Annotated in this window: 17 protein-coding genes; 9 read left to right on the forward strand and 8 right to left on the reverse strand. The window is 71.0% G+C overall.

Going from position 1 to position 20,274, the window contains the following annotated elements:
* Positions 1 to 73 precede the first annotated feature (73 nt).
* On the forward strand, positions 74 to 1,381 hold the full coding sequence (locus VFZ92_RS12495) for an amidohydrolase (RefSeq protein ID WP_330876040.1): 1,308 nt from the start codon (positions 74 to 76) through the stop codon (positions 1,379 to 1,381).
* Positions 1,382 to 1,564: 183 nt separating this feature from the next.
* On the opposite strand, the gene VFZ92_RS12500 is transcribed toward VFZ92_RS12495, so the two are convergent.
* Positions 1,565 to 2,251 carry an SDR family oxidoreductase gene (locus VFZ92_RS12500; RefSeq protein ID WP_330876041.1) on the reverse strand — a complete coding sequence of 229 codons (687 nt, stop codon included), beginning with the start codon at positions 2,249 to 2,251 and terminating at the stop codon, positions 1,565 to 1,567.
* Positions 2,252 to 2,274: 23 nt separating this feature from the next.
* On the opposite strand from VFZ92_RS12500, the gene VFZ92_RS12505 reads away from it, so the two are divergent.
* Positions 2,275 to 3,591 (forward strand): MFS transporter, encoded by a 1,317-nt coding sequence (locus VFZ92_RS12505; protein WP_330876042.1) that lies wholly within the window; start codon positions 2,275 to 2,277, stop codon positions 3,589 to 3,591.
* On the opposite strand, the gene VFZ92_RS12510 is transcribed toward VFZ92_RS12505, so the two are convergent.
* The 4 genes from VFZ92_RS12510 to VFZ92_RS12525 all read right to left on the reverse strand — a co-directional run bounded on the left by VFZ92_RS12510 (position 3,576) and on the right by VFZ92_RS12525 (position 9,691).
* Positions 3,576 to 4,001 carry a DUF3455 domain-containing protein gene (locus tag VFZ92_RS12510; protein ID WP_330876043.1) on the reverse strand — a complete coding sequence of 142 codons (426 nt, stop codon included), beginning with the start codon at positions 3,999 to 4,001 and terminating at the stop codon, positions 3,576 to 3,578. The genes VFZ92_RS12505 and VFZ92_RS12510 overlap by 16 nt on opposite strands.
* A gap of 143 nt (positions 4,002 to 4,144) precedes the next feature.
* Positions 4,145 to 6,232, reverse strand: a complete 2,088-nt coding sequence (locus tag VFZ92_RS12515) for a PhoX family phosphatase (RefSeq protein ID WP_330876044.1) — start codon at positions 6,230 to 6,232, stop codon at positions 4,145 to 4,147.
* Positions 6,233 to 6,341: 109 nt separating this feature from the next.
* Complete coding sequence (locus VFZ92_RS12520) at positions 6,342 to 8,411, reverse strand: PhoX family phosphatase (RefSeq protein ID WP_330876045.1); 2,070 nt, start codon at positions 8,409 to 8,411, stop codon at positions 6,342 to 6,344.
* Between the two features lie 62 nt (positions 8,412 to 8,473).
* Positions 8,474 to 9,691 carry an MFS transporter gene (locus VFZ92_RS12525; RefSeq protein WP_330876046.1) on the reverse strand — a complete coding sequence of 406 codons (1,218 nt, stop codon included), beginning with the start codon at positions 9,689 to 9,691 and terminating at the stop codon, positions 8,474 to 8,476.
* Positions 9,692 to 9,759: 68 nt separating this feature from the next.
* Between VFZ92_RS12525 and VFZ92_RS12530 the strand changes: the two genes are divergently transcribed.
* From VFZ92_RS12530 to VFZ92_RS12545, 4 genes are all read left to right on the forward strand, one after another.
* Positions 9,760 to 10,395 (forward strand): HAD family phosphatase, encoded by a 636-nt coding sequence (locus VFZ92_RS12530; RefSeq protein ID WP_330876047.1) that lies wholly within the window; start codon positions 9,760 to 9,762, stop codon positions 10,393 to 10,395.
* A gap of 98 nt (positions 10,396 to 10,493) precedes the next feature.
* Positions 10,494 to 11,384 carry a DNA-processing protein DprA gene (locus tag VFZ92_RS12535; RefSeq protein ID WP_330876048.1) on the forward strand — a complete coding sequence of 297 codons (891 nt, stop codon included), beginning with the start codon at positions 10,494 to 10,496 and terminating at the stop codon, positions 11,382 to 11,384.
* A gap of 2 nt (positions 11,385 to 11,386) precedes the next feature.
* Complete coding sequence (locus tag VFZ92_RS12540) at positions 11,387 to 12,148, forward strand: hypothetical protein (RefSeq protein WP_330876049.1); 762 nt, start codon at positions 11,387 to 11,389, stop codon at positions 12,146 to 12,148.
* Positions 12,149 to 12,158: 10 nt separating this feature from the next.
* The gene (locus VFZ92_RS12545) at positions 12,159 to 12,896 is read left to right on the forward strand and encodes an SDR family oxidoreductase (protein WP_330876050.1); all 738 of its coding nucleotides are present in this window, start codon (positions 12,159 to 12,161) and stop codon (positions 12,894 to 12,896) included.
* Here the strand turns inward: VFZ92_RS12545 and VFZ92_RS12550 are convergent.
* The 3 genes from VFZ92_RS12550 to VFZ92_RS12560 all read right to left on the reverse strand — a co-directional run bounded on the left by VFZ92_RS12550 (position 12,893) and on the right by VFZ92_RS12560 (position 15,053).
* Complete coding sequence (locus tag VFZ92_RS12550) at positions 12,893 to 13,300, reverse strand: hypothetical protein (protein ID WP_330876051.1); 408 nt, start codon at positions 13,298 to 13,300, stop codon at positions 12,893 to 12,895. The genes VFZ92_RS12545 and VFZ92_RS12550 overlap by 4 nt on opposite strands.
* A 65-nt stretch (positions 13,301 to 13,365) precedes the next feature.
* Entirely contained in the window at positions 13,366 to 14,457 is a 1,092-nt protein-coding gene (locus VFZ92_RS12555) for an inositol-3-phosphate synthase (RefSeq protein ID WP_330876052.1), read from the reverse strand.
* 50 nt (positions 14,458 to 14,507) lie between these two features.
* On the reverse strand, positions 14,508 to 15,053 hold the full coding sequence (locus VFZ92_RS12560; protein ID WP_330876053.1) for a PadR family transcriptional regulator: 546 nt from the start codon (positions 15,051 to 15,053) through the stop codon (positions 14,508 to 14,510).
* Between the two features lie 164 nt (positions 15,054 to 15,217).
* Between VFZ92_RS12560 and VFZ92_RS12565 the strand changes: the two genes are divergently transcribed.
* From VFZ92_RS12565 to VFZ92_RS12575, 3 genes are all read left to right on the forward strand, one after another.
* Positions 15,218 to 15,622 (forward strand): DUF5318 domain-containing protein, encoded by a 405-nt coding sequence (locus VFZ92_RS12565; protein ID WP_330876054.1) that lies wholly within the window; start codon positions 15,218 to 15,220, stop codon positions 15,620 to 15,622.
* A 514-nt stretch (positions 15,623 to 16,136) separates the two neighbouring features.
* Entirely contained in the window at positions 16,137 to 18,581 is a 2,445-nt protein-coding gene (locus tag VFZ92_RS12570) for a transglycosylase domain-containing protein (protein ID WP_330876055.1), read from the forward strand.
* Between the two features lie 121 nt (positions 18,582 to 18,702).
* Positions 18,703 to 20,265, forward strand: coding sequence for a glycosyltransferase family 87 protein (locus tag VFZ92_RS12575; RefSeq protein WP_330876056.1), 1,563 nt, complete (start codon positions 18,703 to 18,705; stop codon positions 20,263 to 20,265).
* The last annotated feature ends 9 nt before the right edge of the window (positions 20,266 to 20,274 follow it).

Consider the following 20,274-nt stretch of genomic DNA (forward strand, 5'->3'; position numbering starts at 1 on the left):
TGGGAGAAAAGTCCGGTGGTGCGCGGATACCCGTGCCGCGCGTCGCCAAACCACATCGGGCAGGATTCGTGCCATGTCCTTGCGCCTGCACGCCCCGGTGGTCCTGCCCTGCGATCCGACCTGCAGCGTCCTGCGGGACGCGGTGGTCGACCTCTCCGACGAAGGCCGCATCACGCACACCGGTCCGGCCGCCACCGCACCCGCCTTCGACGGCGAGGTCCGGAAGCTGACCGGCATCCTCATGCCCGGCCTGGTCAACACCCACGCCCACAGCCCCATGACCGTGCTCCGCGGCCTCGGCGGCGACCTGCCGCTGCTGCGCTGGCTGCGCGAGGCCATGTGGCCCGCCGAAGCGAAGATGACGCCGCGGGACAGCGGCGCCGGGATGCTCCTCGGCGCGATCGAGATGCTGCGCAACGGCGTCACCACCAGCGCCGAGATGTACTTCCACGGCGAGAACCTGGTCGAGTCCGTGCTGGCCGCGGGTTCCAGGGCCGTGGTGGGCCTCGCCATCCTCGACCTGCCCGGCATGCCGTGGCGCCCGATGGCCGACGCGGTCGACAAGTGGATCGACGCCGACGGCCTCCGCTTCGGCCCCGGTGACCGCGTCGAACTCGGCTACGGCCCCCACTCCGCGTACATGCTGTCCCCGGAGGCGCTGGGCGAGATCGCCGCCGCCGCCCGGTCCCGCGGCGCGCTCACGCAGATCCACGTCGCCGAGGCGCCGAACGAGGACGAGGCCCAGCGCGCCTCGCACGGCTCCGTGCCGCGGCTGCTGGAGCAGGCCGGTGTCCTGCGGGGCCGCGTCCTGTCCGCGCACTCCGTCCACCTCTCGCCGGAGGACATCGCCATCTACGCGGCCAACGGCGTCGGCGTGGCCCACTGCCCCGGCTCGAACACCAAGCTCGCCTCCGGCATCGCGCCCCTGCGGGCGTACCTGGACGCGGGTGTCGCCGTCGGCCTCGGCACCGACGGTCCGGCCAGCAACGACGACCTCGACCTGTTCGAGGAAGCCCGCCTGGCGGCGCTGCTGGCCAGGGTCTCGGCGATGGACGCGTCCGTGGTCCGCGCGGCCGACGCCCTGCTCCTCGCCACCCGCGGCGGCGCGGCGGCGCTCGGCCGCGACGACATCGGCGTGCTCGAAGCGGGCCGCTGGGCCGACGTCGTGCACATCGACGTCGACGACCCGGCGTTCGCCACCGGCGTGGACGCCCCGGACGACCAACTGCTGGCCAACCTCGTGTGGGCGTCCGGTTCGCGGCGGGTGCTGGACGTGTGGGTCGCGGGCGAGCAGGTCGTCGCGGGCGGCGAGAACACGCGGGTGGACCGCTCGGAGGCCCAGGCGGCGGTCGGCGCGGTGTCGGCACGGCTGCGGGCGTAGTCCTTCGTCAACTCCTGTGCGACACCCGCGCCCCGGCCGGACAGGTACCGGTCGCAGGGCGGACGAAGGGGTGCCACGAGCGGTGATGAAGATCCAGAGCGGCGTTCCCGCGCTGCCGCGGGCAGCACGGCGCACTCTGGTAGGTCGGAGGCCCTTCGACGCGCGTCGAAGGGCCTCCGCTCGTCAGTGCGCGCGCGGCCGGACGACGATCTCGGTGAGGTGCGCGTCCGGGCCCGCGAGGACGGCGGCGGCGACCGCGCGGCCCACGGAGTCGGCCTCCAGGTAGAACCGCGGCTCGTACTCGCCGCCCTCCTGGGCGCGGACGTCGCGCTGCATGTCGGTGTCGACCCGGCCGGGGTGGACGGACGTGACGCGGATGCCGTGCTCGCGCTCCTCCTCCGCGCGCAGGGAGTCGCCGAAGGCGCGGAGGGCGTGCTTGCTGGCCGCGTAGGCGCCCCAGTTCGGGTGGGCGTGCAGGCCCGCGCCGGAGTTGATCAGGACCACCTGGCCGCTGGTGGCGCGCAGCGCGGGGAGCAGGAGCCTGGTCAGCTCGGCCACGGCGAAGAGGTTGAGGTCGAACGTGCGGCGCCACAGGTCCGGCGGGGAGTCGACGACGTGCCCCAGCTCGGTGACCCCCGCGCTGTGCACCAGCACGTCGAGGCGCCCGATGGACGGGACGGCCTCGGCCAGCGCGGCGTGGTCGGTGATGTCGACCTGCCACGGGCGGGCGTTGGGGAGCGAGGCCGCCAACGCCCCGAGGGCGTCGGCGTCACGTCCGCCCAGGAGGAGTTCGTGGGTGTCGGACAGGGAGCGGGCGATGGCCGCGCCGATGCCGCGTGAGGCGCCGGTGATCAAAGCGACAGGAGACATCCCTGAACCCTAGGGTCAGGTGGGTGGACACCGAACCGCGCTCCCGCGTCGTGCGGAAGGTCGCGCTGCGACTCGTTCCGTACCTGTGCCTGCTGTACTTCGTGAACTACCTGGACCGGGTGAACATCGGGTTCGCCGGACCGAACGGGATGCGTGAGGAGCTCCAGCTCACGGCGACCGCCTTCGGGTTCGCGTCGGGCATCTTCTTCGTCGGCTACCTGCTGCTGGAGGTGCCGAGCAACCTGGCACTGCACCGGTTCGGGGCGCGGCGGTGGATCGCGCGGATCATGGTCACCTGGGGCGTGCTGGCGACCGCGATGGCGTTCGTGCCGAACGGGTCCGTGCTGATCCTGCTGCGGTTCCTGCTCGGCGTGGCCGAGGCGGGCTTCTTCCCCGGCATCATCCTGTACCTGACGTACTGGTTCCCGGCGTCGGAGCGGGCGCGGGTGGTCGCCCTGTTCATGGCGGCCGTGCCGATCTCGTCGGCGTTGGGCGCGACCACGTCGGGTCTGCTGATCGAGGCGGGCGACGGGTGGCTCGGGCTGTCCGGCTGGCGGGTGATGTTCCTGGTCGAGGGCCTGCCCGCGCTGGTGCTGGCCGTGGTCACGTGGTTCTACCTGACGGACCGGCCGTCGGACGCGAAGTGGCTGACGGCCGACGAGCGGCGGTGGCTGGCCCGTGAACTGCTGGAGGAGCAGCAGCGCACGGAGGCCGAGCACCACTGGCCGTTGCGGAAGGCGCTGACGCACCCGCGGATCCTGGCGCTGGCGTTCGTGTACTTCGGCGTCGTCTACGGCCTGTACACGCTGGGGTTCTTCCTGCCGACGATCATCGCGGGCTTCGAGCAGCAGTTCGGCACGACGATGTCGGTGGTGGAACGCGGGCTGGTGAACGCGATCCCGTACGCGATCGGCGCCGTCGTGATGGTGCTGTGGGCGCGGCACGGCGACCGGACCGGTGAGCGGACGTGGCACGTGGCGCTGCCGGTGCTGGTCGGCGGGGTGGCGATCCCGATCGCGCTCCACCTGGGCAACCCGGTCGCGGCGATGGTCGCGGTGACCGTGTGCGCGGTGGGGGTGTGCGCGGCGCTGCCGACGTTCTGGGCGCTGCCGTCGAGCTTCCTGACCGGCGCGGCCGCGGCGGGCGGGATCGCGCTGATCAACTCGCTGGGCAACGTCAGCGGGTTCGTCGGCCCGTACGTGACGGGCTGGCTGCACGACCTGACCGGCACGCAGCGCGCCGGGCTGTGGGTGGTCGGGGTCTGCATGGTGACGGCCGCGCTGGTCGTCCTGCGGCTCGGTCGAGCCGCGGGACGACCGGCGGATCAGGCCGACTCGTAGAAGGTGCAGAGGGCGGTGTAGGGCACGGACACCTGGGCGTCGGGCTCGCACGTGCCTGCCGGGGCGACGCCGCCCTCGGTGTTCAGCCGCTGCACGTAGGTCGCGCCGCCGAGCAGGCCGTCGCCGCGCACGGCCTTGGCCTTGAGCAGCAGCTCCGGGATCGCGCCCGGCCGGTCTACCTCGGCGCCGTCGACCGCGGCGGCCTCGACCGCACTCCCGTCCACGGTGGACACCCGCACCGGGCCGCGCGAGTGCGGCACGACGGGCTCGGCGTCCTCGTCGGCGACCCTGACGTCCTGCTTCTCCGCAGCCGGGGAGGAGGACGGGGCGCGCTCGTCGCCGCACGCCGACGTCACGCCCGCCAGCGCGAGGGCTCCGAGGGTCGGACCGATGAGCTGGACACGCTTCACCGTGCACTCCTGGGGGATGGCCGTTGGGGGGGAACCGGCTGTCCGCGGTGCAGCCACCCGTGACACGGGCGGTCGTTCGGCGTGGTTCAACCGAGGTGTGTGGCCGCGGGCGCAGGGGTCCGCGGCCACCGTCTCGAACGGACTCAGCCGCAGATGCGGCCGTTGTCCTTCTTCCACGCCACCACGACGGACGGGCGCGGCTGGCTGGTGCCGCCGTCCGGCCAGTGCGACAGCGGGTTGTCGGCGCTGGCGCCGGTGATCTCACCGGGGTGCTGCACCGAGACGAGGATGAACCGGTCGTTGATCACCGGACCGCAGGTCTCCGCCCCCTTGGGCACCGTCAGGAACTGCTTGACCCGCCCGCGGTAGCGCCCCTCGACCGGCACGGCGAACAGGCCGTCGTTGGAGCCCAGCGCGTTGCCGTCGGTGGAGATCCACAGGTTGCCGCTGCTGTCGAACGCCACGTTGTCCGGGCACGAGATGGGGCTGACCTGCGTCTTGTCGTAGCCGCCGAAGTAGGTGTCGGCCGTCGCGGGGTCGCCGCAGACCAGCAGGAGCGTCCAGCGGAACGTGGTCGCGGTCGCGTCGCCGCGGTTCTCCTCCCACTCCAGGACGTGACCGTTGCGGTTGCCGACCCTCGGGTTGATCTCGGTGCCCGCCTCCTTGCCCGGCTTGCCGCGGTCGGTGTTGTTGGTCAGCGCCGCGTACACCTTGCCGGTGCGCGGGCTGGCCTCGATGTCCTCGGGGCGGTCCATCTTGGTGGCGCCGACCTTGTCCGCGGCGAGCCGCGTGAAGACGTACACCTCCTCGGCGGTGAAGCCGTCCACGAACGACCGGTCGCCGCTGACCAGCTTGAGCCACTCGCCGGTGCCGTCGAAGTGGCCGTCGGCGGGGAGCTTGCCGGTGCCGTCGATCTCGGCTGCCGGGCTGTTGCCGCTGAACCGCGCCACGTACAGCGTGCCGTCGGAGAGCAGCTTCTTGTTCTGCTCGCGGGCCCGGCGGCTGTCGCCCTTCACGATCCTGTTCTTCGACACGTACTTGTAGATGTAGTCGAAGCGCTCGTCGTCGCCCATGTACGCCACGACCCGGCCGTCCTTCGCGACCCGGATGGTGCAGCCCTCGTGCTTGAACCGGCCGAGCGCGGTGTGCTTGACCGGCGCGGAGTCCTTCTCGTGCGGGTCGATCTCGACGATCCAGCCGTGCCGGTTGAACTCGTTGGGCTCCTGCGCGAGGTCGAAGCGCTTGTCGAACCGCTCCCACTTGCGCTCGGTCGTCGCGCCGGGCAGGCCGTAGCGGCTGGCGCGGGCCTTGGCGACCGGGTCGGTGATCGCGGCGCCACCGGCGAAGTAGCCGTTGAAGTTCTCCTCGCCGGACAGGATCGTGCCCCACGGCGTCACGCCGCCCGCGCAGTTGCCGAACGTGCCGAGCACGCGCTTGCCGGTCGGGTCGGTCGACGTCCTCAGGTACTCGCTGCCCGCCGCCGGACCATCGACCGCGAACGGCGTGGTGGCGGTGATGCGGCGGTTGTACTTGCGGTCCAGCTTCGGCACGAGCTTGCCGCTGCGGTGGTCCTGCTCGACCACGACGACGGAGAAGCCGTGCCCGGCCCACCCGATCCTGACCTGCGCCTCGGTGGGGTTCTCGGGGTCGTAGCCCTTGTGCAGGAACGGTTCCGTCGTGTACTCGTGGTTGCTGCCCATGAGCCAGCGGTTCCAGCCGTCGAGCGGGACCAGGCCGCAGAAGTCGTTGTTGTAGCCGAACTGCATGGCCTGCGCCTCGGGCGTCTGGTTGTCGAAGTCGAACGCGGGCGCGCCCGGCACGACCGGGTCGCCCCAGCGGATCACGACGGCGGACTCGTAGCCCTCGGGCGTGACGATCCGGTCCTCGGTGTTCGGCGCGACGGCGGTGAAGTTCAGGCCGTCCTTGCGACGGCCGCCGCCCAGGTCGGCGTCGATCGTGACGTCCGGGGCTGCGGCAGCGGCGGTGCCGGTGCCGAGAGCGGTCGCACCGGCGCCCGCCACCGCGAGGACGGCACCCGCCTTGAGCACGCCGCGACGGCTGACGGCCTCGCGGACGACGTCGCCGAAGTAGGTGTTGTCCGAGGTGTTCGGGGCGTCGTGCGCGCAGGCGTTGGCGCAGCGGTAGAGGCAGGTCGTCTCCGACCGCCCCAGCGGGTGGTTGGGCAGCAGCAGGGGGAGCAGGCGACGAGCCCGATCGGCGGGTGCGGACACGCGGACCTCCGTGGTGGATCGGTGGGAACCGGCCGACCGTAGGAGGACAAGCGGATGTCCAGCGGACATCGAGGTGAACGCAGGACGAACACCCGCCGATCAGGGCACGTCAGGACCCGATCTCGTCCGGCTGGCGCCGCCCCTGCTTCCACACCGCGACCACGGACGGCCTCGGCTGGCTCGTGCCGCCGTCCGGCCAGTGCGACGCCGGGTTGTCCGCCGTCGCCCCGTCCACCTCACCGGGGTGCTGCACGCACACCGTCACCACCCGCTCGGTGATGACCGGCCCGCACGTCTCCGCACCGCGCGGCACCGTGAGGAACTGCTTGAGGTGACCGCGATGCGGCCCCGACACCGGGACGCCGAACAGGCCGTCGTTGTTGCCGTTGAGGGCGGCGCCCGAGTCGCTGGAGATCCACAGGTTGCCGTGCGGGTCGAACGCGACGTTGTCCGGGCTGGAGATCGGCGACACCTGGTCCTTCGGGAAGCCCGCGAAGTAGGTGTCCGGCGCGGCCGGGTCGCCGCACACCAGGAACAGGTTCCAGGAGAACGACAGCGCGAGCGCGTCGCCCCGTCGTTCGGTCAGCTCCAGCACCTGGCCGTGCTTGTTGAGCACGCGCGGGTTCGGCTCGGTCGCGCCCTCCTTGCTGTCGGGCTTGCCGCGGTCGACGTTGTTGCTCAGCGCGCAGTAGACGACACCGGTCTTCGGGTGCGCCTGGATGTCCTCTGGCCGGTCCATCTTCGTCGCGCCGACCTCGTCGCCCGCGAGCCTGGTGAACACGTAGACCTCCTCGGCGGTCATGCCGGGGACGAACGACCTGTTCCCCGAGGCCAGGGGGATCCACTCGCCGGAACCGTCGAAGTTCCCGTCGGACGGGAGCGTGCCGGTGCCGTCGATCTCGGCGGGCGGGCTGTCGCCGGTGAAGCGGCCGACGTAGAGCGTGCCGTCGTCGAGCAGCGTCATGTTGTGGCGCCGCGCGGCCCTGCTGTCGCCCTTGCGCATCCTGCCGTTGGAGATGAACTTGTAGATGTACTCGAACCGCTCGTCGTCACCGGAGTACGCGACGACCCGGCCGTCGTCGGCGACGCGGATGTTGGCGCACTCGTGCTTGAAGCGGCCGAGCGCGGTGTGCTTGACCGGTGTGGAGTCCGGGTCGTTCGGGTCGAGTTCGACGACCCAGCCGAACCTGTTGACCTCGTTGGGCTCCTGCGCCAGGTCGAACCGCTTGTCGAACCGCTCCCACTTGCGCGTGGTGGCCGTCCCGGTGACGCCGTAGCGGGTCAGCCTGGGGTCGTTGCGGCCGGCCGCGTTGCCGAAGTACTGGTTGAAGTTCTCCTCGCCGGACAGGATCGTGCCCCACGGGGTCACGCCGCCCGCGCAGTTGTTCAGCGTGCCGAGCACGCGCTTGCCCGTCGGGTCGACCGAGGTCTTGAGCAGGTCGCTGCCCGCGGCCGGCCCGCGCACCTCGAACGGCGTGGTCATGGTGAACCGGCGGTTGTACCGGCTGAACGACGGCGTGAGCTTGCCGGAGAACGGGGTCCGCTTCACCATCACGACGGACAGGCCGTGCGCCGCCCACGCGATGCGGACCTGCTCCTCGGTCGGGTCGTCCGCGCTGTAGCCGCGGAACATCATCGGCTCGGTCGTGTACTCGTGGTTGGTCACCAGCAGGTTGACCAGCCCGAGCGGGTCCTGCGGCAGCAGCGCGGCGAAGTCGCAGTTGAAGCCGAACCGCTTCTCCTGGAGGGCCGCGGTCTGGTTGTCGAAGTCGAACTCCGGCACGCCGGGGAACAGCGGGTCGCCCCACCGGATCACGACGTGCTGCTGGTAGCCCTCGGGCACCACCACCGCGTCGAGCTGGTTCGGCGCGACCGGCGTGAAGTCGAGGCCGCGCGGGGCCTTCCCGCCGCCGCGGGCGGCCTGGGCCTGGTCGGTGGTGGACGGGTCGGCGGGGTCGGCGGCGGCGACGGCCGGCAGGCCCGTCCCGACGCCGAACGCGACGACCGCGCCCGCCCTGATCGCGGTCCGCCTGGAGATGAGCTGCTGGACCACGTCGCCGAGGTAGCTGTTGCCGGACGTGTTCGGCACGTCGTGGAAGCACGCGTCGCCGCACCGGTATTCGCACGTCAACGCGGCGCGGTTGCTCGCGTGGTTGGACAGCAGGGGTAGGTGTCGCACTCGAACGCCTCCTACGATCAGTCCTGAGAACCCACTGACCGTAAGTCGTCGTTCACCTTTTGTTAACCGACTGCTTCGTCCCCGACGAGAACGGCTTCGGCGGGCAGCACGTGGACGTCCGGCCGCGGCCCACCGATCGACAGGAGTCCGGCGGCGACCGCGCACAGCACGGCGGCGGCGACGAACGGCGCGTGCGGCGAGCCGAACCACTCTGCGACGTGGCCGACGAGCGTCGCGGCGGCGGCACCGCCGAGCCAGCGCAGGAAGTTGTAGCCCGCGCTCGCGACCGGGCGCGGAGCAGGGCTGATGCTCATCGCGGTGCCGGTGAACAGGGTGTTGAGCAGGCCGGACACGACACCGCTGAGGATCACGGCGACGACCAGCACGGTCTTGTCGTCCACGCTCATCACGAGCATCAGCGCGGCGAAGCCGATCACCGCCAGCACCGTCGCGCGGCGCTCGCCGAACCGGGCCGCCAGGCGCGGGGCCAGCACGACACCCGCGACGGCGACGCAGAGGCCCCAGCCGAAGAACACGAGTCCGATCTGGACGGCGCCCCAGCGCAGCACGAACGGCGACCAGGCCAGGACCGTGAAGAACGCGGCGGTGTACAGCGCGGCACCGGCCGACGTGCGGAACAGGCCACCGTGCCGCAGCGCCCGCAGCGGGTCGAGCAGGCCGACCCCCGCGCGCTGCTCGGCGGCGTCGGACGGCAGCATCGTCGCGCACAGCACCAGGGCGACGGCCATCAGCGCGGCCGTGCCGAAGAACGGGCCGCGCCACGAGATGCCGCCCAGCAGCGCGCCGAGCAGCGGTCCGACCGACAGGCCGATGCCGAGCGCGGCCTCGTACAGCAGGATCGCGCCCTTCTGCCCGCCCGAGGCGGCGCCGACGATCACCGAGAGCGCGGTCGCGATGAAGAACGCGTTGCCGAGCCCCCAGACCGCCCGCAGGCCGACCAGCTGGCCGATCGACCCGGCCAGCGCGCACGCCAGCGTGGCCACGACGATCAGCACCAGGCCGGTCAGGACGGTGCGCTTGGCGCCGAAGCGGGCGGCCATCGTGCCGGTGAAGAGCATCGCCAGCACCTGCACGCCCAGGTACGACGAGAAGAGGAGGGTCACCTGGGAAGGCGTGGCGTGCAGGCCTTCCGCGATGGACAGCAGGATCGGGTCGACCAGGCCGATGCCCATGAAGGCGATCACCGCGGCGAACGCGGTGATCCACACCGTGCGGGGCTGGCCCTTGACCGCATCGAGGAGTTTCGGGTGTTCGCTCACGTTTAGCCATGCTAACTTATTTCGCTTCGCTAACCTAAGTACATTGGCTCACAGGTACGGTCTGGACCGTGGAAGCAGTGGTTTTCGACCTCGACGGCGTACTCGTGGACTCCGAACGCATGTGGGACGAGGTGCGACAGGCGTTCGCCGCCACCCACGGAGGGACGTGGCTGGCCGACTCGACACGGGCCATGCAGGGCATGAGCACCCCCGAGTGGGCCTCCTACCTGGTGGACGAGGTGGGCGTGCGGCTCTCACCGGAGGCCACCGCCGAGGGCGTCGTCGACGAGATGGCCGCCCGCTACGCCCAGGGCCCACCGGTCATCGAGGGCGCGGTCGACGCCGTGCGCGCCGTCGCGGCCCGCTGCCCCGTGGCCATCGCCAGCTCGTCCCCACCCGTCCTGATCAGGGCGTTCCTCGAAGCGACCGGCCTGTCCAGCCTGGTGCCCGTCGCACTGTCCAGCGAGCAGACCGGCGCGGGCAAACCGGCCCCCGACGTCTACCTGGCCGCCGCCCGCGAGCTGGGCGTGGACGCGACGACGTGCGCCGCCGTGGAGGACTCCACGAACGGCCTGCGCGCCGCCCTCGCCGCGGGCATGACCGTCTACGCCATCCCCAACCCGCACTTCCCACCGGACCCGGCGGTGCTGGCGACCGTGACGGTGGTCGACTCCATCACGGCCCTGCCGGACGCGCTCCGCTGACCGTTGTTCCACGTGGAACCAACACGCGGGTGACCTGACCAGCCCCAACGACCAGCAGACGCGAATTTCGAACGCGCGTTCGATAGGATGCCGCAGTGGTGGACCGACGTGAACACGCAGCCCTGCTGCTGGCGCTCCGCGCGAGCGGCAGGCCGTGGGCCGACGTCACCAGGGTCGTCGAAGAGGCCGGGTCGGCCTTGTCCGTGCTGGAGAACCTGCTGACACCGGATCAACCGGCCCTGGACCAGGCCGAGTGGGATCCGACCGCGGCGCTCGACGCGGCGGAGCAGGAGATCGAGGGCTGGCAGGCGGAAGGCATCCGGCTGACCACCGTGCTGGACGACGACTACCCGTTGCAGTTGCTGATGGTGCACCAGCGGCCGCCGCTGCTCACCTACCGGGGACAGTTGGATCCGATCGACCAGCACGCGGTGGCCGTGGTGGGCAGCCGCGCGGCGACCTCCCGCGGGCTCGCCATCACCAGGGAGGTCGCCACCCTCCTGACCAAACAGGACATCACCGTGCTCAGCGGCCTGGCGGCCGGTGTCGACACGGCTGCGCACCGTGCGGTGCTCGACGCGGGCGGGCGGACCGTGGCGGTCGTGGGCACGGGGTTGCGCCACTGCTACCCGGCCTCGAACGTCGAACTTCAGACCGGGGTGGAACGAACAGGGGCGGTGATCTCGCAGTTCCTGCCCGACGTCGGACCCGCGAAGCGCAACTTCCCGATGCGCAACGCGGTGATGAGCGGGTGCGGTGTCGCCACGGTGGTCGTCGAGGCCGGGGAGCACAGCGGAACCCGGATCCAGGCCCGGCTGGCCCTCGAGCACGGCAGGCACCTGTTCCTGATGCCGGAGGTCGCGACCGGGACGACGTGGGGTCGCGACATGGCCACGCGCCCGAACACCACGGTCCTGACCGGTCCGGACCACCTGGTGGAGGCGGTCGCCGAGCTCACGGCCGACGTGTCCGAACTGGTGCAGTTCTGACAGTGGTGAACACGGTCACGCGGCTGTCCGAGCCGTACGAGAACTTCCTGCTGCGACCACCGAGCGCCGGACCCGGCGTGTGCGCCACGTGCTGGCGCGACGTGGCGTCCGGGACGCACTGCGACCGCTGCCGCGAGCACGTGGCCGCGGCGCCCCACCTGCTCGCCGACGTGGTCGTGCCGATAGCGCTCGCCGTCAGCGGGAAGCAGTTCGCCGACGAACTGGGCCAGTACAAGAACTCCCGGCGCCACGACGTGCGGAGGAGGCTCGGCCTCGGATTGGCCGCGGTCGCCGAGCGGTTCACCGCGACGCACGAGACCTGTCTGGCGGGAGCGGGGCGGTTCGACATCGTCACCACGGTCCCCAGCGCGAGGGGACGTGCTCCCCACCCGCTGGCCACCATCGTCGGCAGGACCATGAGCACCACCAGGGAGCGGTACCGCGCCCTGCTCGAACCCGGTTCGAGGACCGCGGCCGGTCGAACGTTCGCGGTAGACCGGTTCACCTGCTCGGAGCCCCTGTCGGGACGGCGCGTCCTCCTCGTGGACGACACCTGGACCACGGGCGCCAGCGCCCAGTCGGCAGCCGCCGCGCTGAGGCTGGCGGGCGCGAGCACGGTGGCCACCCTCGTGCTCGGCAGGCGGTTCGACGTGGAGTTCCAGCCGGAGCTCTCCGCGCGCTACCTGGCGAGGGCGGGCGCGCGCCGGTTCGACTGGGAGACCTGCTGCCTGTGCCAGGAACCCTCGGGGTGGCCCAACGCCTAACCTCCCCACCATGACTGATCGAGTTGCGGTGGTGACCGGTGCGGCACAGGGCATGGGGCGGCGGATCGCCGAGGTGCTCGGGGCCGAGGGGTACGCGGTGGTCGGGTTCGACCTCCAGGAGACCGACGGCGGGGTGGCGGGCGACGTGGCGTCGGCCGCCGACGTGACGCGGCTGGTGGAGCACGTGCGGGACCGCCACGGCCGGGTCGACGTGCTGGTCAACAACGCGGGCATCGCGGGCATCACCCCCTTCGAGGACACGTCCCCGGAGGTGTGGCAGCGGATCATGGAGGTCAACCTCACCGGCCCGTTCCTGCTCAGCCAGGCGTTCGGCCGGATGATGCTCGCCCGGAACGAGGGGTCCATCGTCAACATCGCCTCGGTCGCGGGGCTGAGCGGCGTGGCCGACCGCGCCGCCTACAACACCAGCAAGCACGGTCTGATCGGCATGACCAGGACCCTCGCCGTGGAGTGGGGCGGCAGGGGGGTGCGGGTCAACGCGGTGTGCCCCGGCTGGGTCAAGACGGAGATGGACGTCGAGTCCCAGGCCGGTGGCCACTACGTCGACCAGGACATCACCGACCACGTCCCCGCGGGCCGGTTCGCGGTGCCGGACGACATCGCCCAGGCCGTCGCGTTCCTCGCCGACCCCACCCGCAGCGGTTTCATCAACGGCGTGGCACTGCCGGTCGACGGCGGCTGGACGGCCGACGGGTCGTGGCAGTCGCTGCGGCTGTCGAAGCGCTAGACGCCCTGCCAGGGCGTGCACACCTCGTACCGGCGCGCGCTCACGAGCGTCCACCCGGCGGCGCACGCGCGCACGGCCCGCGTGTCCGGGCCGATCCGGCCCGTCCCGCTGACCGCGGTCAGCTCGCCGGTGCCGGACGTGGTCTTCTCGGCCATCGTGATCGGCTCCGGCCACTGGTCCCGGCGCTGCTGCACGGACACCGTGAGCCACGCGGTCGCGGTCGGGGTGGCCGAGAGGAACCGGCCGCTGGCGTAGAAGTCCTTGTCGGTCAACGACAGCACCTCGACGCACAGCTCGTTCTTGTCCGACGTCGGCGGCTCCAGGCACGTCGGCGCGGCGGCGGCGGTGGCGGTCGGCGTGAACAGGCCGGTCAGGAACACGGCCACCAGCATTGGCTTCAGCATGAGAAGAACCCCCTGCGCCGCAGGTTAACGACCCGCGGCGCAGGGGGTGTACGGAAGACGTGCGACTAGCGCTCGGCGTCGCCGCGGATGAACGCCTCCACGGCGAGGTGCGCCTCGGAGTCCGAGTACTGCTCCGGCGGCGACTTCATGAAGTACGAGGACGCCGACAGGATCGGGCCGCCGATGCCCCGGTCCAGAGCGATCTTCGCGGCGCGCACGGCGTCGATGATGATGCCCGCCGAGTTCGGCGAGTCCCACACCTCCAGCTTGTACTCCAGGTTCAGCGGCACGTCGCCGAAGGCGCGCCCCTCGAGCCGGACGTAGGCCCACTTGCGGTCGTCGAGCCACGCCACGTAGTCCGACGGACCGATGTGGACGTTGCGCTTGCCGAGGTCGCGGTCCACCTGGGACGTGACGGCCTGCGTCTTGGAGACCTTCTTGGACTCCAGGCGCTCCAGTTCCTTCATGTTGAGGAAGTCCATGTTGCCGCCCACGTTGAGCTGCATGGTGCGGTCCAGCTGGACACCGCGGTCCTCGAAGAGCTTCGCCAGCACGCGGTGCGTGATGGTGGCGCCGACCTGGGACTTGATGTCGTCGCCGACGATCGGCACGCCCGCGGCGCGGAACTTCTCGGCCCACACCGGGTCGGAGGCGATGAACACGGGCAGCGCGTTGACGAACGCCACACCGGCGTCGATCGCGCACTGCGCGTAGAAGCGGTCCGCGTCCTCGGAACCCACGGGCAGGTACGCGACCAGCACGTCCGCCTCGGTGTCGCGCAGCACCTGGACGACGTCGACCGGCGCCTCGTCGGACTCCTCGATGGTCTCGCGGTAGAACCGGCCGAGACCGTCGTAGGTGTGGCCGCGCAGCACGGGTACACCGAGCGGCGGGACGTCGGCGATCTTGATCGTGTTGTTCTCGCTCGCGCCGATCGCCTCGGACAGGTCGCTGCCGACCTTCTTGGCGTCCACGTCGAACGCGGCCACGAACTCGATGTCGCGCACGTGGTAGTCGCCGAACTGGACGTGCATCAGCCCTGGCACCTTGGCGGACGGGTCGGCGTCCCGGTAGTACTGGACCCCCTGCACCAACGAAGCCGCGCAGTTGCCAACCCCGACGATGGCCACCCGAACAGTGCGGCGTTGTGCGCCCATGCCGAGTCCTCCTTTTGGTTCTGCTGTGGTTGTGCCCCTGATGGCGGCGGTCACTCTTCGGTCTTCCGCTGTTCGGCCTGCTCGTGGGCGATGAGCTCGTTGAGCCACCGCACCTCGCGCTCGGTCGTGTCCAGCCCCATGCGGTGCAGCTCGCGGGTGTAGCGGTCGATCCGGTCGCTCGCGCTGCCCAACGTGGTGCGCAAGCCCTCCCGGCGCTCCTCCACCCGCCTGCGCCTGCCCTCCAGGATCCGCATCCTGATCTCGGCGGGCGTGCGGGAGAAGAAGGCCAGGTGGACACCGAACGAGTCGTCGTCCCACGTCTGCGGTCCCGCGTCGACCAAGAGCTCGGCGAACCGCTCCTTGCCCTCAGCGGTGATCCGGTAGACCTTCTTGGCCCGTCGGCCCCAGGCCCGCACGTCTTCCTCCGGCGCCTCTTCGACGATGAGGTGGGCGCGTTGCAGACGCCCCAACGTCGGGTACAGCGTGCCGTAGGAGAACGCCCGGAAGGCCCCCAGCAGTTCGTGCAGGCGCTTCCGGAGTTCGTAGCCGTGCATGGGTGCCTCGTGCAGCAGGCCGAGGATGGCGAAGTCCAGCACGAGTCACCTCCCTACCTGAGCCCCGATGGGTGAACTCAGTATATCGGCCCGATACATCTGCGCCTCCTGTTGAGTGTGTGCTGTGGCACACCGTGATATCGGATTCACCGACGCTGCCCTGAACGGACCACCGGTGGCGGGCGGTCGCCACGTACTCTTGTCGCGTGGTGACCCAACGACAGGTCGTGGACTACGCGTTGCAGCGCCGTGCGCTGCTCGCCGACGTGCACTCGGGCCGGGTGGGTACCATGGAGGTCTGCGATGCGAGTCCATACCTACTCCGAGCTGCGAAGTTCCACGGTCAGCCGAGCGACGTCACGTGCCCGGTGTGCCGCAAGGAACCGCTGACTCTGGTGTCCTGGGTCTACGGCGAAGAGCTCAAGCACGCCGCCGGTTCCGCGAGGACCGCGGACGAGCTCGGACGGATGTCGAACCTCTACGAGGAATTCACCGTGTACGTCGTGGAAGTCTGCCGCACATGTAGTTGGAACCACCTGGTGCAGTCATACGTCCTGGGGACGCGTGGTCTGAAAACTCAGAAGCCACGCCGGAGGACCGCGGCGGAGTGAACCCGCTCCGTCCGCTGATCGCCGTAACCGAACACCTGCGGTGTGTGACCACCGAACCGCGCACGCGCGTGCGCCGGTCTGGGAGGGCCTTTTCGTGAACGACCAGCATGACGACAGGCAACGTGGCGGCGAGCCGCAGTGGCCGACCGGGGACGACCCGGACGGCGGCGCGGCGGGCAGGCGTCACGGTGCCCAGGATCAGCCGGATGATCGAACCGGCGCTCGGAACCCGTCGCACGGCGAGAACCGGCCCCCCCGACCGGGCACACCGCCCGGCGGTTTCCCGCGCCCCCCGCAGGGCGCCGTTCCCCCCCGTCCCGGCGGGCGCCCCGGCACGCCGCCCGGTGACTTCCCCCGCCCGCAGCAGGGCCCACCGCCCGGTGCCATGAACCAGGGCCCGCCGCCGCGCGGTCCCCAGGGCGGCCCCGGCGGCCGTCCTCCGCTGCCTCCCCCCGGCGGTCCCCGCAGGCCCCCCGTGCCACCCGGCGCGGGCGGGCCCGGTGGTCGTCCCCCCATGCCCCCCGGCGGTCCGGGCGGTCCCCGCCCCGGTGGCCCCGGTGGTCGTCCCGGCGGCCCCGGCCAGCCCCCGCCGCCCACCAACAAGCCCGACGAGCTGACGGACCTGCTCCAGCCCGTCCAGCCCTCGGTGAAGCGCGAACCCGACCTGCTCACGCACCGGGAACCCGACGAGCCCGCGATCTTCTACGGCGACGAGTCCCTCGAGGAGGACTACGACGACGAGGAGGAGCTGACGGACGAGGAGGAGCGCCGCTTGCGCAAGAAGCGGATCTGGCGGCGCGTCCGCCGCATCTCCTACGTGGCGGCCGGCCTGATGGTCCTGACCCCGGTCGTCGCCTTCGCCATCGCCTACCAGGTCGTCGACGTCCCCGACCCCGCCGTGGTCGCCGAGGGCCAGCAGAAGGCCGTCACGATCTACTACGCGGACGACTCCGAGATGACGAAGATCGCGCCCCAGGGCGCGAACCGCGAACTGCTGGCGGTGGACGACCCCGCGCTGACCGAGGACGTGAAGCACGCCATCTTCGCGGCCGAGGACGCCACCTTCGAGACGAACCCCGGCTTCGACACCAAGGCCATCGCCCGCGCCGTGTGGATCCAGGTCACCGGCGGTGAGAGCGGTGGTTCCGGTCTGACCCAGCAGTACGTCAAGAAGGCGACCGAGAACGAGGCGCCCACGCTCTCCAGGAAGTTCACCGAGGTCGTCAAGGCCTACAAGATGAGCAACCAGAAGGGCAAGAGCGAGATCCTCGCGGCGTACCTGAACACGATCTACCAGGGACGTTCGGCGTTCGGCATCAAGGCCGCCGCGAAGATGTACTACAACAAGGAGGTCCAGGACCTCACCGCGTCCGAGGCCGCCCTGATCGCGGGCATGATCCAGAACCCCAGCCGGTCCGAGGAGGAGGCATACCCGGTCAGCCGCTGGAAGTTCGTGATGGGTCAGATGCTCGAGAAGAACTGGATCACCCAGGAGTACTACGACTCCCAGACCTTCCCGAAGCCCGTGCCGCTGGCCGACGTCCAGCAGAACGCGCTGGAGGGTCCCCCCGCCCACATCCAGGCCCAGGTCGAGGCCGAGATGGCGAGCGCGGGCATCGACATGACGATGGAGAAGGCCCTCAAACTCGGCATCAAGGTCTACACGACCATCGACCCCAAGATGCAGCAGTCCGCCGACACCGCGGTCAAGGAGGTCATGGAGGGCCAGCCGGACAACCTGCGCTACTCGCTGACCGCCATCGACCCCGGCACCGGCGCGGTGCGGGCCTACTGGGCGGGCAACGACGGCTTCGGCATCGACTACAACAAGGGCACGCTCCAGGAGCCGGGCTCCTCGTTCAAGCCGTTCGACCTGGTCGCAGCGCTCCAGCAGGGTGAGGGCGTCGGCGAGGTCTACGACGGCAGTTCACCGCGGAAGTTCCCCGGTCGTGAGAACAACCCGGTCAAGAACGCCGCCGGTGTCGCCTGCAACGTCCCCAAGCAGTGCAGCGTCCGCGAGGCGATGGTCAAGTCGGTGAACACCGTGTTCTACGACATGGCCGTCAACAAGGTGGGCACCGGGAAGGTCGCCGAGGCCGCGTTCCAGGCCGGCATCCCCGAGGAGGTCTCGATCGCGGGCGGCGAACCGCAGAAGCTCCTGGCGGGCGAGAACGGCGACGGCCCCGACGGCAACATCTCCATCGGCGGTGGCAAGACCCTCGTGCGCCCGTTCGACATGACGTCGGCGTACGCGACCTTCGCGGCCAGGGGCACCTACCACGAGCCGTACTTCATCACGAAGATCGAGGGCCCGGACGGGAAGCTGCTGCACCAGCACGCCGACAAGTCCCGGTCCGCGTTCGACCCCGACCCCGCGAAGAGCGAGCAGATCGCGGACAACGTCACCGACGTGCTGAAGGACATCCCGAAGGCCTCCCCGCGCACCACCTGCGCGGGCGGCCGGGAGTGCGCGGGCAAGACCGGCACGCACGAGCTCGACGGCGTCGACAACTCGAAGGCCTGGATGGTCGGTTACGTGCCGACCCTCGCGGCGGGCGTCTACATGGGCACCGAGGCGGGCAACGTCGCCCTCCGCAACTCCCAGGACGACCCGATCTTCGGTTCGGGCCTGCCCGGCCAGATCTGGAAGAGGTTCATGGACCTGGCGCTGGACGGCGTGCCGAACGTCCAGTTCCCGAAGGCCAAGATGATCGGCCAGTCGGAGCCCCCGAGGCCGTCGCCCCCGCCCGCCCCGTCCACCACGACGACCACCCCGACCACCACCGAGCCGCCGCCGACGTCCGAGACGTCGGAGACCTCGACGACCTCCCAGACGCCGTCGTCCGGCAGGCCGCCGGGCTGCCTGCCCGGCTTCTGCCCGCCCAGCGGCACCAGCACGTCGACGCAGACGAACGGCGCCGGACCCGGCGGGGGTGGCAGGGACCCCGACGATCCCTGATCCAGCGCGATGACGATGGGCCCGACGCACCGCGTCGGGCCCATCGTCGTCTGCGGACCCGCCGCGGGCAGTCGGCGCGAGTTGACCCCGACGTGATCAGGCAACCCGTAGCATCCGGCGGGTGTCCAGCCCATCGGATGTCCAGAACTCCAACGCAGACGACACGGACTCGCTCGGTCCGGACGAGCGGGTCCTGCCCACGTGGACGGAGCCGCTGGCGAAACAGGCCAGCAAGCCGTTCGGCGGCCCGGTCGGCCGCCACGCCTCGATCGGGCGGCACTGGTTCTGGACGCCGCTGCGGGTCGTGCTCCTGCTCACCGTCGTGACGCTGTCGCTGGCGTGGTTGCAGAAGTCGCCGTGCATCCAGCAGTACGTCGACGAGAAGGGGCAGGTGCAGCTCGACTGGCGGGGGAGCCGCCAGTTCGTGGCGCTCTGCTACTCCGACGTCGTGCCGCTGTACACGGCCGAGCGGATGGACCAGCCCGGCACGTTCCCGTACCGGACGTCGTGGATCGACGACGAGGGCAAGCCGACGGCGCACGTCCGGTACATGGAGTACCCCGTGCTGACGGGCCTGTTCCAGTGGGTGAACGCGCGGATGGCGCAGGGGTGGATCACCCTGGCGCAGTCGGGCTGGCTGCCCGCGCCGATGACGGTGATCGTCTACTTCAACCTGACCGCGTTCTGGCTCGCGCTGGCGTGGCTGGCGACGGCGTGGGCGGTCGCCAGGCTGGCCAGGCGGCGGGTGTGGGACGCGGCGGTCGTGGCGCTCTCACCGCTGGTGGTGGTGCACGCGTTCACGAACTTCGACACGATCGCGGCGGCGTTCGCGACGACCGGGATGCTGGCCTGGGCGCGGAAGAAACCGGTGCTCGCGGGCGTGCTGCTCGGGCTGGGCGGCGCGGCGAAGCTGTACCCGCTGTTCCTGCTGGGGCCGCTGCTGATCCTGTGCTGGCGGTCGGACCGGGTGCGCGAGGGCATGACGACGGTGGCGACGACGCTGGCGACGTGGGCCGCGGTGAACCTGCCGATCGCGCTGCTCTACCGGCCGGGGTGGCAGGAGTTCTTCCGGCTGAACGCCGAGCGCGGCGTCGACCCGGACTCGCTGTACAACGTGGTGGCGCAGTGGACGGGCTGGCAGGGCTTCGACCCCGGACTGGTGCAGGGCCAGGTGCCGGAGGTGTTGAACACGGTGAGCGCCGTGCTGTTCGTGCTCTGCTGCGCGGCCGTCGGGTTCATCGGGCTGTCCGCGCCGACGAGACCCCGGCTGGCGCAGCTCGCGTTCCTGGTGGTGGCGGCGTTCCTGCTGACCAACAAGGTGTGGAGCCCGCAGTACTCGCTGTGGCTGGTGCCGCTGGCGGTGCTGGCGATCCCGCGCTGGAAGCTGCTGTTCGCGTGGATGGCGGTCGACGCGCTGGTGTGGGTGCCGCGGATGTACTTCTACCTCGGCACCGACCACAAGGGACTGCCGATCGACTGGTTCCTCGGCACGGTGCTGCTGCGCGACGCCTTCGTGGTCCTGCTGTGCGTGCTGATCGTGCGGGAGGTCTACCGGCCGTCGCTCGACCTGGTCCGCCGGGCCGGTGAGGACGACCCGGCGGGCGGGTTCCTGGACGGGGCTCCGGACCGGAGGGTGCTGAAATTGCCGAAGGCGCGGGAACCCGCGCACCAGGCGAGGGTCTGACCACGCCGC

This window comes from Umezawaea sp. (genome assembly GCF_036375055.1).
In the GTDB taxonomy this organism is placed as follows: Bacteria; Actinomycetota; Actinomycetes; order Mycobacteriales; family Pseudonocardiaceae; genus Umezawaea.

Coding starts and splice junctions, on each gene's coding strand:
- VFZ92_RS12555 (WP_330876052.1), bottom strand. CDS start 14,457: ATGGGCGCACAACGCCGCACTGTTCGGGTGGCCATCGTCGGGGTTGGC.
- VFZ92_RS12550 (WP_330876051.1), bottom strand. CDS start 13,300: ATGCTGAAGCCAATGCTGGTGGCCGTGTTCCTGACCGGCCTGTTCACG.
- VFZ92_RS12570 (WP_330876055.1), top strand. CDS start 16,137: ATGCCCCCCGGCGGTCCGGGCGGTCCCCGCCCCGGTGGCCCCGGTGGT.
- VFZ92_RS12545 (WP_330876050.1), top strand. CDS start 12,159: ATGACTGATCGAGTTGCGGTGGTGACCGGTGCGGCACAGGGCATGGGG.
- VFZ92_RS12495 (WP_330876040.1), top strand. CDS start 74: ATGTCCTTGCGCCTGCACGCCCCGGTGGTCCTGCCCTGCGATCCGACC.
- VFZ92_RS12500 (WP_330876041.1), bottom strand. CDS start 2,251: ATGTCTCCTGTCGCTTTGATCACCGGCGCCTCACGCGGCATCGGCGCG.